Genomic DNA, 14,131 nt, shown 5'->3' on the forward strand with positions numbered 1-14,131 from the left:
AGAGTGGGCCGGGAAAGATCGGCTCTGACTAATACTTAGGCAGAGCGAAAGAAAGGTAACACGTGGACCAGCAGCCGGCTGAGCTCGTCGCCGAGGTGGACGCCGCCCGCCGGGCGATCGTCGCACAGCTGCACGCCCATCCCCGGTGCGCTCCGCTGCCCGAGGCGCCGGTGACCATGCAGCAGCTGCGCCTCCTCATGCTGCTGCGCGTCCACGGCCCGGTCGGGGGGCACCAGCTCGCCCGGCACCTCGACGTCTCGATGCCCACGGTGTCCGGTCTCGTGGACCGCCTCGTCGAGCGTGGCCTCGTCGAGCGCCGGCCCGACCCTGGCGACCGGCGGGTGCGGCTCGTCGGCCTGAGCGACCAGGGCCACGCCGTCGTCGCGGAGTACGAGGCGGCAGGCTGGGGCGCGGGGGAGGAGATCCTCCAGCACCTCGCCACCCAGGACCTGCGGGCGCTCGCCCAGGGGCTGACCGCGCTGGCGCAGGCGCTGAGCGCGCACGCCACGGACGCCGAGTACGCACCGCCGCCCCCGGCACCGTAGGGTCTTTCCATGAGCGCAGACCTCCCCACCGCCTCCGGCGGCTTCGGCGACGAGCCCACCCTGACCTTCCCCGACACCCCCGCCCCCGAGGGCCTGCAGGTGCAGGTGCTCGAGGCCGGTGACGGCCCGGCCGTCGAGGCAGGCAACACGATCGTGGTCAACTACCACGGCCAGATCTGGGACGGGCCCGTCTTCGACAGCTCCTACACCCGCGGTCAGACCATCTCCTTCCCGATCGGCGTCGGGATGGTCATCGGCGGCTGGGACGACGGCCTCGTCGGCAAGGCGATCGGCTCGCGCGTCCTCCTGTCCATCCCGCCGGAGCACGGCTACGGCCCGCGCGGCGTGCCGCAGGCCGGCATCGGCGGCGAGGACACCCTCGTCTTCGTCGTCGACATCGTCGGCGTCGAGTAGTCCTTCCATCAGCTCCTGCGCGGGCGTCGTCGGTGCCGCCGACGGCGCCCGCGCCTGTGCAGAGAGGTGCCCGCCGTGCGCATCGGCATCGAGATCCTTCCCCAGCAGCGGTGGCGTGAGGGGGCCGAGCTGTGGCGCCGCGCCGAGGGGATGGGCTTCGACCACGCCTGGACCTTCGACCACCTCGCGTGGCGCAGCCTCGTCGACGAGCCGTGGTTCGCCACCGTCCCGACCCTGACGGCGGCCGCGACGGTGACGTCGACCATCCGCCTCGGCACGTGGGTCGCCTCGCCGAACTACCGCCACCCGGTGACGTTCGCCAAGGAGCTCATGTCGCTCGACGACGTCTCCGGCGGGCGCGTGCTCCTGGGCGTGGGCTCGGGCGGCACTGGCGTGGACGCCGACGTCCTCGGCCTGCCGCGCCTCACCGGCCCGCAGCGCCAGCGCCGCTTCGAGGAGTTCGTCGAGCTGCTCGACCTCCTGCTCACCCAGGACCGCACGACGTGGTCCGGGGAGTACTTCACCGCCGTCGACGCCAGGATGATCCCCGGCAGCACCCAGCGGCCGCGGATGCCGTTCGTCGTCGCCGCCAACGGTCCGCGCGGGATGGCGCTCGCGGCCCGGAGCGGTGAGGGCTGGGCGACCGTCGGGGACGGCGCCGCCGCGGACGAGTCGCAGTGGTGGCAGGGCGTGGCCCGCCTCGCCTCCCGGTTCGCCGAGATCGAGGCCGAGCACGGCCGCTCCGGCATGCCCCGCTACCTCGACGTCGACACCGCCGCCTACACCCTCGACTCCGTCGACCACGTGGAGGACAGCGTCGGGCGGGCCCGGGAGCTGGGCTTCACCGACGTCCTGGTCCACTGGCCCCGCGAGTCCGGCGTCTTCGCCGGCAGTGAGGCCGTGCTCGACGCCCTCGCCGAGCGGCTGCCCGACCTGCGGGCGGTCTGACCGTCGCTGAGCCAGCCCGGTTCTGACCCGGCTGCCGGGTCATTGACCGATTGTTGACGTGCAACCGCTTGCATGCCATGCTCGCGCCACCTAACGAGGAGGTAGGCATATGCGTAATGTCAAGGTGGTTGCGGCTGCCGCGCTGGGAGCGACGGTGCTCACCGGATGCGGGTTTCTCACGGGCGCGGGCGGCGGTGACTCGAGCAGTGCCGACGCGGGACAGTGCCAGGACCAGGCCATCCGCGTCGCGATGATCCGCACGGCCAACGACCCCGGCACGATCGCCGCCGAGGCGATGGCGGAGCGGGTCGCGGAGCGCACCGACGGTGCCATCGACATGCAGGTGTTCCCCGACAGTCAGCTCGGCGACATGAACGACGCCTACGCAGGCGTCGCGAGCGGTGAGATCGACGTCTACTACGAGACGATCTCGACGTACTCGGCGCTGGCCGGCGCGGAGGAGTTCACGGCCCTGACCGTGCCCTTCCTCTGGGACAGCTACGAGCAGTTCAAGGCGGTGCTGGACTCCGAGGAGTTCGCCGAGATCTTCGACCGGGCGGCCGAGGCCACCGGTGTCCGGGTCGTCGAGGCCTCCGGGGACAACGAGCCGCGGGCGCTCACCGCCAACCGCCCGGTCGTGACGCCGGCCGACATGGAAGGCCTGCGCATCCGCATCGCGGACGCCCCGATCCCGCAGGCGTTCGCTGTCGCGCTCGGTGCACAGCCCCAGGTCATCGCCCTGTCCGACCTGTACTTCTCCCTCCGACAGGGAGTGGTCGACGCGCAGGAGACCGGTTCCGTCGCGGTGGTGAACAACAGCATCTACGAGGTGCAGGACTACTACATGCCGACGGACTACATCCGCGACGTGCGTGCCTGGTACTTCAACGACGACCTGTGGCAGGGCCTGTGCGAGGAGCACCGCTCGATCCTCGAGGAGGAGATGGAGCGCGTCGGCGAGGAGGTCACCGAGGCGACGCGGGCCACGATCGAGGAGGCCATGGCCGTCATCGAGGAGAACATGACCGTCGTGGACGTCGACATGGACGCCTTCCGTGAGGCGCTGGACGGGCAGTTCGACCAGTTCGACGGCGACATGTGGCCCGAGGGCACGCTCGACCTCGTCAAGCAGCTCGCCGCGGAGCACGCGGACGGCTGACCAGACCCCGGGCGAGCGGGCGCACCCCCACCCGCGCCCGCTCGCCCGGTTCCCGCCCCGGCGGATTGCAAGCGCTTGCACAATCACTAGCCAAGGGAGACATAGTGGACTCCGCACCGCCCCAGGCGCCGAGGAGGGACATGCTCGTCACGGGCATCTCCACCCGACTGGCCGCCATCGCCGGTGCCGTGCTGCTGGCGTTGTTCCTCGTCAACGTCGCCCAGATCGCCACCAGGCCGATCACGGGCGGCTGGATCTGGGTCAACGACCTCAGCCGGCTCCTCGTCACGTGGGTCATCATGATCGGCGCCTCCGCCGCCATCGGCCTTCGCGAGCACCTGCTCGTCGACTTCGTCGTCCAGCGTGCGCCAGCTGCGTTCCGGACGGTGAGCGCACTCGTCGTGCGCGCCCTGGAAGTGGGGATCGGGTTCATCCTCCTCGTCTCCGGCGCCGCGGTGGCCATGAACCGCATGGACATCCAGTACATCCAGCTCGGCATCCCGACGGGGTACGCCTACCTCGCCGTGCCCGTCCTCGGGTTCTTCATGGTCCTCTTCGGGGTCCTCATGAGCCTGCAGGGCCAGCAGCCGACCGACGTCGCCGAGGGCGGTGAGGCCAAGTGATGGAGATCGGTGTCCTCTTCGTCGTGATGTTCGGGCTGATGGCGCTCGGTGCGCCCATCTTCCTCGCGATGCTCATCGCGGTGCTCGTCACCCTCGTCATCGGTGACTACGGGTCGGCCACGGCGCTGCCCACCCAGATGGCGGCCGGCGTCGACTCCTACGAGCTGCTCGCCATCCCGTTCTTCATCCTCATGGGCTCGCTCATGTCGAAGGCGGGACTGACCGAGCGCATCGTCGCGTTCCTCATGTACTTCATCGGTGGGATCAAGGGCGGGCTGGCTTACACCGTCATCGGGGCGAGCGCGTTCGCCTCGACCGTGAGCGGGTCGGCGCCCGCGGCGGCCTCCATGATCGGTTCCTCGATGCTCCCGATGATGAAGCGTTCGGGCTACCGCCAGGAGTTCTCGGCGGCAGTGGTCGCCTCCTCCGCGGTGCTCGGGCCGGTCATCCCGCCGAGCGTGCCGATGGTGTTCGTCGCTCTCGTGACCTCGCTGTCCGTGGGCCAGCTGTTCATGGCGGGCATCGTGCCCGGCGTGCTGCTCATCGCCGGGCTCTTCCTCGTCGTGGTCCTGCGCAGCCGGGGGACGGCGCGCATCCCGGACACGGCGGCCGTGAACCCGTACCGCGAGGCGGGACTGCGCGCGGTGACCGTCCGTGCGGTGCCCGCGCTGCTCACCCCGATCCTCATCATCGCCGGGGTCATCGGCGGCTTCGCCACCGTCACCGAGATCTCGATCCTGTCCTCGGCGTACGTGCTGGTCCTCGGACTGGTCTACAAGTCCCTCGACCTGCGTTCGGTCTTCCAGGTGTTCTCCCAGACCGCCCTGTTCTCCGCGACGATCATGATGATCTTCGCCGCGGTCGGTGGGTTCACCTACATCGTCGCGCTCACCCGGCTCGGGACCCGCGTCGACGAGTTCGTGCAGGACGCCGGGTTCGGACCGGTGACGTTCCTGCTCCTCACCATGCTCCTGTTCCTGCTGCTCGGCACGATCATGGACGCCATCCCGGCGATCCTCATCTTCGTGCCGGTCCTCCTGCCCAGCGCGATCGCGCTCGGCATCGACCCGATCCACTACTCGGCGATGATCGTCGTCAACCTCATGGTCGGCCTGATCACGCCACCGGTGGGTGCCCTGCTGTTCGTCACCACCAAGCTGGCACGGGTCCAGTTCTCCCCCCTCGTGCGGGAGGCGGTCCCGTTCATCCTCGTCTACTTCGTGGTGGTCGTCCTGACCACCTTCATCCCGGCGCTCACCGCAGGCCTCCCCGGCCTGCTCTTCTGAGTGCGGTCGCCCTCGAAAGGAACGACGATGCTCCACACCTACCACGCCTACATCTCCGGCATGCTCAGCCGCGTCATCGAGGTCAACGAGAAGGTCCTCCCGCTCGTCATCGACGAGACCGCGCGCCGCGTGCGCGAGGACCGCCTCATCTACGTGTACGGGCCGGGCGGCCACGCCAACATCGCCAGCCAGGAGGCCTTCTTCCGGGCCGGTGGCCTCATGAACATCGCCGCGATCCTCGACGAGGGCACGATGCTCTCCAGCGGGGCGCTGCGCTCGATGGCCATGGAGCGCACCCCGGGCTACGGCCGCGTCGTCATCGACAACTCCGGCCTGGGCGAGGGCGACCTCATCCTCGTCGTCAACTCCTACGGGATGAACTCCGCCGTCATCGACTCGACGATGCGCGCCAAGGAGCTCGGTGCGACCGTGGTCGGCGTCAGCTCCCGGCAGCACGCCGAGACGATCGGCCCGGACCACCCGGCCCGCCACCCGTCGAAGCAGAACCTCCACGACCTCGCGGACCTCTTCCTCGACTCGCTGGTGCCCGTCGGTGACGCCGTCATGTCCTTCGAGGGCGACGTGCCGCCGGCCGGTGCGGTCTCGACCTTCGCCAACGCCTTCCTCATGAACGCCATCCAGATGCTCACCATCGAGCGGGTGCTCAAGGAGGGCGGCCGGCCCGCCGTGTGGACGAGCGGCAACGCGCCGGGCGGCGACGAGGCCAACGCGAAGCTCGTCGACCGCTTCAAGGGTCGCATCCGCTACCTCTGACACTGGAGAACCCTGATGCTTGAACTCATCCGGAACCGCACCCACGACGAGCTCGGTGCGGCCGGCGCCCGGCTGGCGGTCGCGGCCATCAGCCGGGCACACGCCGAGGGGAGAGCGGCCACAGTGCTGCTCGCCGCGGCGCCCAGCCAGATCCCCGTCCTGCGGGCGCTCGCTGCCGCCGACATCCACGACAAGCCGGTGCGCTACTTCCACATGGACGAGTACGTCGGCCTCCCCGAGGACGCGCCGCAGGCCTTCGGTGCGTGGCTGGGCCGCACGTACTTCGACCAGCTGCCCGCCGGTCACCAGGCGACCTTCGAGCGCATCGACGCCGGGGGAGACCCGGAGTCCGCCGCGGCGGCCTACGCGGCGCTGCTGCCCGCCGGGGACTTCGACCTCGTCCTGTGCGGGATCGGGATCAACGGGCACCTCGCCTTCAACGACCCGGGTTGCGACCTGCAGGACCCGCTGCCCGTGCGGCACATCCGCCTCGCTCGCGCGTCACGGGTGCAGCAGGTCGACGAAGGGCTGTTCCCCGCGCTCGGTGCCGTGCCGGAGCACGCCGTCACCGTGACCGTCCCCCGGATGCTCGCCTCCCGTGCCATCGTGTGCTCAGTGCTGGGAGAGGCCAAGGCGGAGGCGGTGAGGGCGATGCTCGAGGAGCCCGTGGGCAACGCCGTGCCGGCGACCGCCCTGCGGGAGCACCCGGTCACGACCGTCCTCGTCGACGAGGAGGCGATGTCCCGTGTCGGCTGAGGCCTATGAGGGGCGCGACGTCCTCACGGGACGCCCGGTTCGCGTCTCGGTCCGTGCCGGGACGGTCGAGGACGTCGAGCTGCTCGACACAGCGGCCGACCTGCCGTGGTTGAGCCACGCCCTCGTGGACCTGCAGGTCAACGGCTTCGGTGGGATCGACGTCAACTCCGTCGACCTCACGGTGGACGACGTGTCGGCCATGGTGCGCGAGCTCGCCCGGCACGGGACGGGTGCCTGGGTCCCCACCGTCATCACGCAGGACCACGAACACATCGCACGGATCCTGCGGGTCCTGGCCGACGCCGTCGCCCAGGACCCGGTCGTGGCCGGCGCGATCCGGGCCGCCCACATCGAGGGCCCGTTCATCTCGCCGCACGACGGCCCGCGGGGAGCGCACGCCGTCGAGCACGTGCGGGACATCGCCGTCGACGAGGTCCGTCGCTGGCACGAGATCTTCCCGATCGGCTACGTCACCGTGTCGCCCCACTGGGACGACGCGCCGCGGAAGGTCGCGGCCCTCCGCAGGCTCGGGGTGCACGTGGCGATCGGCCACACGCACGCCACGGCCGAGCAGGTCGCCGGTGCCTCGGTGGCCGGCGCCACGCTCTCCACGCATCTGGGCAACGGGGTGCGCTCGGAGATCGCCCGGCACCCCAACCTCCTGTGGGAGCAGATCGCCGACCCCACGCTGGACGCGGGGCTGATCGCCGACGGCCACCACCTGCCGGCCACCGTCGTCGAGACCGTCGTCCGGGCCAAGGGGGTGGACCACTGCTTCCTCGTCTCGGACTCCGTCGCGCTCGCGGGCTCGCCGCCGGGGCGGTACACCACGCCGGTGGGCGGTGAGGTCGTCCTCTCGGCCGACCGACGCCTCGCCCTCGCGAGCGACCAGCGACTGCTCGCCGGCTCCGCGGTCTCGCTGGCCGACTGCGTCCGGTTCGCGCTGGCCGGGACCCGGCTGTCCCGCTCGGAGGTCTTCGCGATGGCCACGCGCGTACCGGGGCGCCTGTTCGCCGAGCTCGGCGGCGGCGACGTCATCGGGACGATCACGCCCGGGTCGATGGCATCCCTCGTCCTGTGGGACCGCGACTTCCAGGCTCTGCAGGTGGTCACCGGAAGCGGGGCGCGAACCCGGTGACGAACGCCAAGGGGGGACGGGCCGTGGCCGTGACCATCGCCGACGTCGCGCGGACGGCGGGCGTCTCGGCCTCGACCGCGTCGCGAGCCTTCAACCACCCTCACCGGCTGCGCGCCGAGACCGTCGCGCGGGTCAAGGCCGCGGCCGAGGAGCTGGGCTTCCGGCACAACAGGCACGCCAAGGCGCTGAGCACAGGGCGGTCCTCCGCCCTCGGGCTCATCGTGCCCGACCTGTCCAACCCGTTCTTCCCGCCGCTCGTGCACGCCACGCAGCTCAACGCCGAGGAGCAGGGGTACTCCCTCTACATCCTCAGCAGCGAGCACAACGCCAACCGGGAGCAGCAGCTCGCGCGCCTCGTCAGCCACGACGTCGCCGGGCTCATCCTCGCCTCACCGCGCATGTCCGCGGCCCAGGTGCGCGTCATCGCCCGGGAGGTCCCGACCATCCTGATCAACGCGCAGGTCAAGGGCATCCCCACGGTCCTCGTCTCCGCGGCCGGGGCCATCGCGGACGCGGTCGAGGACGGCGCGGAGAAGGGCATCTCGGGGGTCAGCTACATCGGCAGTGACGAGCGGTGGTGGCCCAACACCGAGCGTGAGGAGAGCGCGAGGGCGGCCGCCGAGCGACACGGGGTGCCCTACCGGCGGCTGAGCCTGTCGGAGCCGACGTACGAGGCGGCGCGCGAGGTCGTGAGAAGCGTGGAGATACGCAGCCACGAGCTCGTCGTCGCCTTCGATGACATCGTCGCCCACGGTGTGCTCGACGGTATGGGGGCCCGTGGCTACCGCCCGCCGCGAGACTTCCGCATCCTCGGCTGCGACGACGCGCTGCCGATCAGCACTAGTCCGGCGCTGTCCACGGTCCACCTCGACACCCGGATGGCGGCACGGATCGCGGTCGACCTGCTCCTCGGCGAGGGTGCGGGCGAGCCGCAGACCGTCGTCGTCAGCGGCTCCTACCGGCCCGGCGCGACCATCTGAACCGGAGGGCGGGGGGACCGGCTGCCTCAGCGCAGCCACGGCACGACGACGAACGTCCCGATGCCGTAGACGAGGACGCCGACCATGCTCGTGACCGCGATGCCGATCGCCGGCCTCCTTGCCCCTCTGGGACACCCCTTGCAGCCCTGCGACACCCTTTGCAGCGTGACATAAGCACGCGAAGGGGTGTCCCAGACGGGGCGGACGGCACCGCGAGCGCGCGTCGCCGCGCCCCGGCGACGGCAGGTCGCGAGGCCGTTCTGGCCTCATGGGCGCGTCGCGGCACCTATCGTCGGCGGCAGACCGGCCAGCCGTCCTCCACAGGAGCCGCACCATGGACCGTCGACTCGCCTCACTCGTCTCCGGTGCCGCCCTGGTCGGCGTGCTCCTCGGCTGCTCGCAGCCGCCGACCGTCCAGGCGGGAACCTCCGGAGCCTGCGAGGCGCCGCACGTCCGGGCCGAACGTCTCGAGGTACGCCCGGATGAGTCGCTCAGGGTGACCGGGACGGCCTTCCTCGACAGCTGCGACGACACCGTCTCGCCGGGCGAGCCCTCGCCGCAGGACGCGCCCCTCGAGGACATCGAGGTGCTGTGGCGTCAGGGCGGGGAGGACGTCGTGCTCGGGACCGTCGACGCGGGCGACGACGGGACGTTCGAGCTGGCGGTCACCGTGCCGGTGGCTGCCGTTCCCGGCGAGGCCGACCTCGGGGCGCGGTTCGTCGGCACGATGTACGCCGACGGGTACGTCGCGGAGGGCGACACGGTCGAGGTCCTGGGGGAGTGACCTCGACCGGGCCCGTGCGGCGGGGCCGGTGCCGTCAGTCGGTCGGCGGGGCGACGTCGACCTGCGCCGGGACCTGGTCCTGACGCAGCAGACCGACGGGGCAGGTGTAGCCGTTCGGGCCGTGGTTGCAGTACCCGCCGGGGTTCTTGTGCAGGTACTGCTGGTGGTAGTCCTCGGCGTAGTAGAACGTGCCCGCGGGGGCCAGCTCGGTGGTGATGGGCCCGTGCCCGGCGTCGGCCAGCACCCGGCCGAAGGCCTCCTGGGTGGCCTCGGCGGCGCGCTGCTGCCCGGGGGTGGTCCAGTAGATCGCCGAGCGGTACTGGGTGCCGACGTCGTTGCCCTGGCGGTTGGGCGTCGTCGGGTCGTGGTTCTCCCAGAACGCCTTGAGCAGCCGCTCGGGGTCGGTGCGGGCGGGGTCGTAGGCGACGAGCACGGCCTCGGTGTGCCCGGTGCGCCCGGTGCACACCTCCTCGTACGTCGGGTTCGGGGTGAACCCGCCGAGGTAGCCGGCAGCCGTGCTCACGACGCCGTCGAGCCGCCAGAAGATGCGCTCGGCGCCCCAGAAGCAGCCCATCGCGACGTAGAGGACCTCGGTGCCCTCCGGCCACGGGCCGCGCAGCGGCGTGCCGAGCACCTCGTGCCGATCGGGCACGGTGAAGGGGGTCGGGCGGCCGGGCAGGGCCTCGGCGGCGGTGACCATGCGCGGGGTCGGTCGGGAGAAGAACACGGACGCCACCTCCGGTGAGAAGTAAGGCGCCGACTGCCGCGGGGGGACGGCAGCCGGCGCTGCCCATTAGAACACCACAGCAACCTGAGTGTTTCCTGAGTCGCGCCGGCCAGGTCCCTGGGGTGCCGGTGGTGTCCGAGCGTTCCCCTAGGCTGTGGTTCGGCTCTCACACCACACCGATTGCGGGGACCATGACCGAGAACAGGCCCGGGTGGCTCGCCCGGCTGACGCCGGAGCGACGCGCGGAGCCCTTGGACCTCCCGCAGGCACCGACGGCGCCCGTCCGTCCGGCCCGCGCGACCGAGGAACCCGCCCAGTACGCGGTGCCCTACCCGGTCCGCGCCGCCGCCGCGTGGGCGTGGCGGTTCCTCGCTATCGCCGCGGCAGTCGCGCTCGTCGGCTACGTCGTCGTCGTGTTCAAGACCGTCGTCGTCGCCTTCGTCATCGCGATCCTCCTCGCCGTCCTCCTCGACCCGGTCTCGGCCTGGCTCCGCAAGCGCCTCCGCTTCCCGCGCACGCTCGCCGCGATCGTGACCCTCCTCGGCGTCGTCGCGGTCGTCTCCGGCCTGCTCACCCTCGCCGGCCGCTCCATCATCAACGGCTTCACCGACCTCGCCGACCAGGCGGTCCGCGGCTTCGACGAGCTCCTCGCCTGGGTGTCCGACGGACCGCTCGGCATCGACCAGGACCAGCTCCAGGCCTACATCGATGAGGCGCTCGCGCAGGTCGAGACGAACGCGGGGGCGCTCGCGTCCGGCGCGCTCGCGGCGACGACCACCCTCACCGAGATCGTCGCCGGGGTGCTCATCTCGATCTTCTGCCTGTTCTTCTTCCTCAAGGAGGGGCGCCGGATCTGGCAGTGGTTCGTGCGCCTCATGCCGGTCCGCGCCCGCAGCCGGGCCAACGAGGCCGGCATCCGCGGCTGGATCACGCTCGGCGGCTACGCCCGCACCCAGATCCTCGTCGCCTTCGTCGACTCCCTCGGCATCGGCCTGGGCGCCTGGATCCTCGGCCTGCCGCTCGTCCTGCCGCTGACGATCCTCGTGTTCCTGGGCGCGTTCATCCCCATCGTCGGTGCGCTGATCAGCGGCTCGGTCGCGGTCCTCGTCGCGCTCGTCGACCAGGACGTCCGGACCGCGGTCATCATGTTCGTCATCGTCCTCGCCGTGCAGCAGTTCGAGGGCAACGTCCTGCAGCCGTGGCTCATGGGCAACGCCGTGTCCCTCCACCCGGTCGCGGTGCTGCTCGCCGTGACCGCCGGGACCGGTGTGGCCGGCGTCCTCGGCGCGCTCCTCGCGGTGCCGGTCGCCGCCGTGGTCAACACCGTGGTCCTCTACCTCGCCGGCCACGACAAGCACCCGAGAGCCGCGACGGACTGGCACCGGCCCGGCGGGCCACCGGGCACCCTGTTCCGCTCCATCAAGGACTCCTTCGAGTCGAGCACCACCGAGGAGGAGGAGGACGAGGAGGACAAGGCGATGCAGACCGCCTCGGTCACCTCCGACGAGGACGCCCCCGCGGACCTGCCCGGCACCCCGGACACACCCGACCGCCCCGCCCAGCCGTGATCCCACCGCTCGACCTCACCGACCTCCAGGACGCCGCCCGGCTCCTGCAGGGCGTCACGACCCGCACGCCCGTCGAGGAGAGCACCTCGCTCAGCGCCGTCGCCGGCGTCCCCGTCCACCTCAAGTGCGAGAACCTCCAACGCACCGGCTCCTTCAAGCTCCGCGGCGCCTACGTGCGGCTCTCGCGCCTGAGCCCGGGGGAGAAGGCCCGCGGCGTCGTCGCCGCCAGCGCCGGCAACCACGCCCAGGGTGTCGCGCTCGCGGCACGGGAGCTCGGCGTCTCGGCGCTCGTCTACATGCCGCGGAACGCCGCGCTGCCCAAGCTCGCCGCCACCCGCGGTTACGGCGCGCAGGTCCGCCAGGAGGGCGCGACGCTCGCCGAGACACTCGTCGCCGCGCAGCGGGAGGCCGCCGCCACCGGACGCGTTCTCATCCCGCCCTTCGACCACGCCGACGTCGTCGCCGGCCAGGCCACGCTCGGCCTGGAGATCCTCGAGCAGGTCCCTGACGTCCGCACCATCCTCGTCCCGACGGGCGGCGGCGGTCTGCTCGCCGGCGTCGCGGCCGCCGTGCACGCCACGGGCGCCGACGTCCGCGTCGTCGGTGTCCAGGCCGAGGGCGCGGCCGCGTTCCCCGCGTCGCTCGCTGCGGGCCACCCGGTCGCACTCACCCGGATGCGGACGATCGCCGACGGCATCGCCGTCCCTGCCCCCGGGGAGCTCACCCTGGGGATCGTGCGCGCCCACGTCGACGCCGTCCTCACGGTGAGCGAGGAGCAGATCGCCCGGGCGATGCTCCTGCTCGCCGAGCGGGCCAAGCTCGTCGTCGAGCCCTCCGGCGCCGCCGGGGTGGCCACCCTGCTCGACGGCGCGGGCGGCCTCGAGGGGCCGGTCGTCGTCGTCCTGTCGGGCGGCAACGTCGACCCGCTCGTCCTCCAGCGCATCCTGCGCCACGGCCTCGTCGCCGCCGGCCGCTACCTCCGGATGAAGGTCCGGGTCCCGGACGAGCCCGGTTCGCTGGCCGGCCTGCTCGCCGTGCTCGCGACGACCGGGGCGAACGTCGTCAGCGTCCAGCACGACCGCACGGGCACGGGCCTCGGCCTCGCCGAGGTGCTCATCGGCGTCGAGCTCGAGACGAAGGGGACCGACCACTGCGACGAGGTCGTCGCCCGGCTCCACGCCGAGGGCTACGGGGTGGTCTTCCGCTCGGTCGGGTAGACGCGAACGGGGTGCCGGTGGCCGCAGCCACCGACACCCCGCTCGCGGCAGGACTCAGCCCGTGAAGGGCTTGACCTCGAGGATCTCCACGGAGATCGACTTGCCGTTGGGTGCCTCGTAGGAGACCTTGTCGCCGGCCTTGTGGCCCACGACGGCCGCCCCGAGCGGCGAGCGCTCGGAGAACACCTCGACGTCGACGTCGCGAGCGCCCTCTCGCGAGCCCAGGAGGAAGACCTCCTTCTCACCGGCGATGGTCGCGGTGACGACCATGCCGGCCTCGACGATGCCGTCGTCCGCCGGCGCCTCGCCGACGTGCGCGTTGCGCAGCAGCTCGGTCAGCTGGACGATCCGTCCCTCCAGCTTGCCCTGCTCCTCGCGGGCAGCGTGGTAGCCGCCGTTCTCCTTGAGGTCACCCTCGGCACGGGCAGCCTCGATGCGCTCGGTGATCTCCGCGCGCCCGGGCCCCGTGAGGTGCTCCAGCTCTGCCTTGAGGCGGTTGTACGCCTCCTCGGTCAGCCAGGTGGTCGCTGTCTCGGCCACGTTCCCTCCTCCAACAAAAATCATGAGCCCCGGCCGCTGAGCGGGCCGAGGCTTCCTCGTATGTGTGTCTGCGTGTCAGGCGTGTCGCCGCGACGGGCGAGGCGACGTTGCTCGCCGCGCGGGCGATGGCCGCCAGGATAGCAAACCCGGGTCGAACAGCCGTTCCGTTTGCCTACCGTGTCGCGTGGCACTCCTGGACACGGGCGCCGACCGCGGGCTCGGTGGTCGCCACCCGGGTGGTGACGAGGGTGCTGCGCTCGTCCGAGGCGGGGACCGGCACCCGGGCGACGCCGACCTGCGCGAACCGCGAGTTGAGGGCGAGGACGGTGCACTCCGCCTCGGTCCCGGGCTCCCGGTGGACGAGGAGACTCACCTCGACGGCGGAGTCGTCGACGACGGTGAGCGCCGCCTCGTCGGCCCGCACCGGCTCGTCGGTGGAGACGACGGCGAGGACGACGAACGCCGCGACGGCGAGGAGTGCGAGCGCGGCGAGCAGGACGCGTCGGCGGCGTCGGGTCGCGGCGTCCGGGGGCAGGCCGTACCGCGCGGCCAGGGCGGCGCGGGTCTCGTCGTCGTTCGTGCTCACGGCGCCCATTGTCCCCGACCCGCGAGCACCGACATTGCCCGCGAGGACCGCGGCGGGCGAGAATCGAGGCCGGTCGAGAGCAGGAG

General features: G+C 71.8%; 17 protein-coding genes. 13 read left to right on the forward strand and 4 right to left on the reverse strand.

Going from position 1 to position 14,131, the window contains the following annotated elements; translation table 11 throughout:
- Positions 1 to 62 precede the first annotated feature (62 nt).
- The 10 genes from FE251_RS02325 (at position 63) to FE251_RS02370 (ending at position 8,623) form a co-directional block, all read left to right on the forward strand.
- The gene (locus tag FE251_RS02325) at positions 63 to 545 is read left to right on the forward strand and encodes a MarR family winged helix-turn-helix transcriptional regulator (RefSeq protein ID WP_139072220.1); all 483 of its coding nucleotides are present in this window, start codon (positions 63 to 65) and stop codon (positions 543 to 545) included.
- A gap of 9 nt (positions 546 to 554) precedes the next feature.
- Positions 555 to 959 carry an FKBP-type peptidyl-prolyl cis-trans isomerase gene (locus tag FE251_RS02330; RefSeq protein WP_139072219.1) on the forward strand — a complete coding sequence of 135 codons (405 nt, stop codon included), beginning with the start codon at positions 555 to 557 and terminating at the stop codon, positions 957 to 959.
- Between the two features lie 75 nt (positions 960 to 1,034).
- A complete protein-coding gene (locus FE251_RS02335; RefSeq protein WP_139947665.1) occupies positions 1,035 to 1,907 on the forward strand; it encodes an LLM class flavin-dependent oxidoreductase in 873 nt (290 codons plus the stop codon).
- Between the two features lie 109 nt (positions 1,908 to 2,016).
- Positions 2,017 to 3,066: a TRAP transporter substrate-binding protein gene (locus tag FE251_RS02340; RefSeq protein ID WP_139947667.1), complete on the forward strand. Its 1,050-nt coding sequence runs from the start codon at positions 2,017 to 2,019 to the stop codon at positions 3,064 to 3,066.
- Positions 3,067 to 3,206: 140 nt separating this feature from the next.
- Positions 3,207 to 3,689 (forward strand): TRAP transporter small permease, encoded by a 483-nt coding sequence (locus FE251_RS02345; RefSeq protein ID WP_139947669.1) that lies wholly within the window; start codon positions 3,207 to 3,209, stop codon positions 3,687 to 3,689.
- Positions 3,689 to 4,975 (forward strand): TRAP transporter large permease, encoded by a 1,287-nt coding sequence (locus FE251_RS02350; RefSeq protein ID WP_230976591.1) that lies wholly within the window; start codon positions 3,689 to 3,691, stop codon positions 4,973 to 4,975. The genes FE251_RS02345 and FE251_RS02350 overlap by 1 nt, the downstream gene beginning before the upstream one ends.
- A gap of 27 nt (positions 4,976 to 5,002) precedes the next feature.
- Entirely contained in the window at positions 5,003 to 5,749 is a 747-nt protein-coding gene (locus tag FE251_RS02355) for a sugar isomerase domain-containing protein (RefSeq protein ID WP_139072216.1), read from the forward strand.
- A gap of 15 nt (positions 5,750 to 5,764) precedes the next feature.
- Positions 5,765 to 6,505, forward strand: coding sequence for a 6-phosphogluconolactonase (locus FE251_RS02360; RefSeq protein WP_139072215.1), 741 nt, complete (start codon positions 5,765 to 5,767; stop codon positions 6,503 to 6,505).
- Entirely contained in the window at positions 6,495 to 7,643 is a 1,149-nt protein-coding gene (locus FE251_RS02365) for an N-acetylglucosamine-6-phosphate deacetylase (protein WP_139947671.1), read from the forward strand. Before FE251_RS02360 ends, FE251_RS02365 begins: the two co-directional genes overlap by 11 nt.
- A 23-nt stretch (positions 7,644 to 7,666) precedes the next feature.
- Positions 7,667 to 8,623 (forward strand): LacI family DNA-binding transcriptional regulator, encoded by a 957-nt coding sequence (locus FE251_RS02370; RefSeq protein WP_139072213.1) that lies wholly within the window; start codon positions 7,667 to 7,669, stop codon positions 8,621 to 8,623.
- Between the two features lie 26 nt (positions 8,624 to 8,649).
- Here the strand turns inward: FE251_RS02370 and FE251_RS15910 are convergent, their stop codons facing one another.
- Positions 8,650 to 8,778 carry a hypothetical protein gene (locus FE251_RS15910; RefSeq protein ID WP_269144722.1) on the reverse strand — a complete coding sequence of 43 codons (129 nt, stop codon included), beginning with the start codon at positions 8,776 to 8,778 and terminating at the stop codon, positions 8,650 to 8,652.
- A 179-nt stretch (positions 8,779 to 8,957) separates the two neighbouring features.
- Here FE251_RS15910 and FE251_RS02375 point away from each other — a divergent pair, with 179 nt between their 5' ends.
- Positions 8,958 to 9,407 (forward strand): hypothetical protein, encoded by a 450-nt coding sequence (locus FE251_RS02375; protein ID WP_139947673.1) that lies wholly within the window; start codon positions 8,958 to 8,960, stop codon positions 9,405 to 9,407.
- Between the two features lie 34 nt (positions 9,408 to 9,441).
- On the opposite strand, the gene msrA is transcribed toward FE251_RS02375, so the two are convergent.
- Positions 9,442 to 10,107 carry a peptide-methionine (S)-S-oxide reductase MsrA gene (gene msrA / locus FE251_RS02380; RefSeq protein ID WP_139949232.1) on the reverse strand — a complete coding sequence of 222 codons (666 nt, stop codon included), beginning with the start codon at positions 10,105 to 10,107 and terminating at the stop codon, positions 9,442 to 9,444.
- A 218-nt stretch (positions 10,108 to 10,325) separates the two neighbouring features.
- On the opposite strand from msrA, the gene FE251_RS02385 reads away from it, so the two are divergent.
- Together FE251_RS02385 and ilvA are read left to right on the forward strand one after the other, a co-directional pair.
- Entirely contained in the window at positions 10,326 to 11,702 is a 1,377-nt protein-coding gene (locus tag FE251_RS02385) for an AI-2E family transporter (RefSeq protein ID WP_139947675.1), read from the forward strand.
- The gene (ilvA, locus tag FE251_RS02390) at positions 11,699 to 12,919 is read left to right on the forward strand and encodes a threonine ammonia-lyase (protein ID WP_139947677.1); all 1,221 of its coding nucleotides are present in this window, start codon (positions 11,699 to 11,701) and stop codon (positions 12,917 to 12,919) included. Before FE251_RS02385 ends, ilvA begins: the two co-directional genes overlap by 4 nt.
- Positions 12,920 to 12,973: 54 nt before the next feature.
- Here the strand turns inward: ilvA and greA are convergent, their stop codons facing one another.
- Together greA and FE251_RS02400 are read right to left on the reverse strand one after the other, a co-directional pair.
- Complete coding sequence (gene greA, locus FE251_RS02395) at positions 12,974 to 13,459, reverse strand: transcription elongation factor GreA (protein WP_230976512.1); 486 nt, start codon at positions 13,457 to 13,459, stop codon at positions 12,974 to 12,976.
- 172 nt (positions 13,460 to 13,631) lie between these two features.
- Positions 13,632 to 14,045, reverse strand: a complete 414-nt coding sequence (locus FE251_RS02400; protein WP_168202625.1) for a DUF4307 domain-containing protein — start codon at positions 14,043 to 14,045, stop codon at positions 13,632 to 13,634.
- Positions 14,046 to 14,131 lie beyond the last annotated feature (86 nt).

Origin of the sequence: Georgenia wutianyii (assembly GCF_006349365.1) — a bacterium.
GTDB lineage: Bacteria > Actinomycetota > Actinomycetes > Actinomycetales > Actinomycetaceae > Oceanitalea > Oceanitalea wutianyii.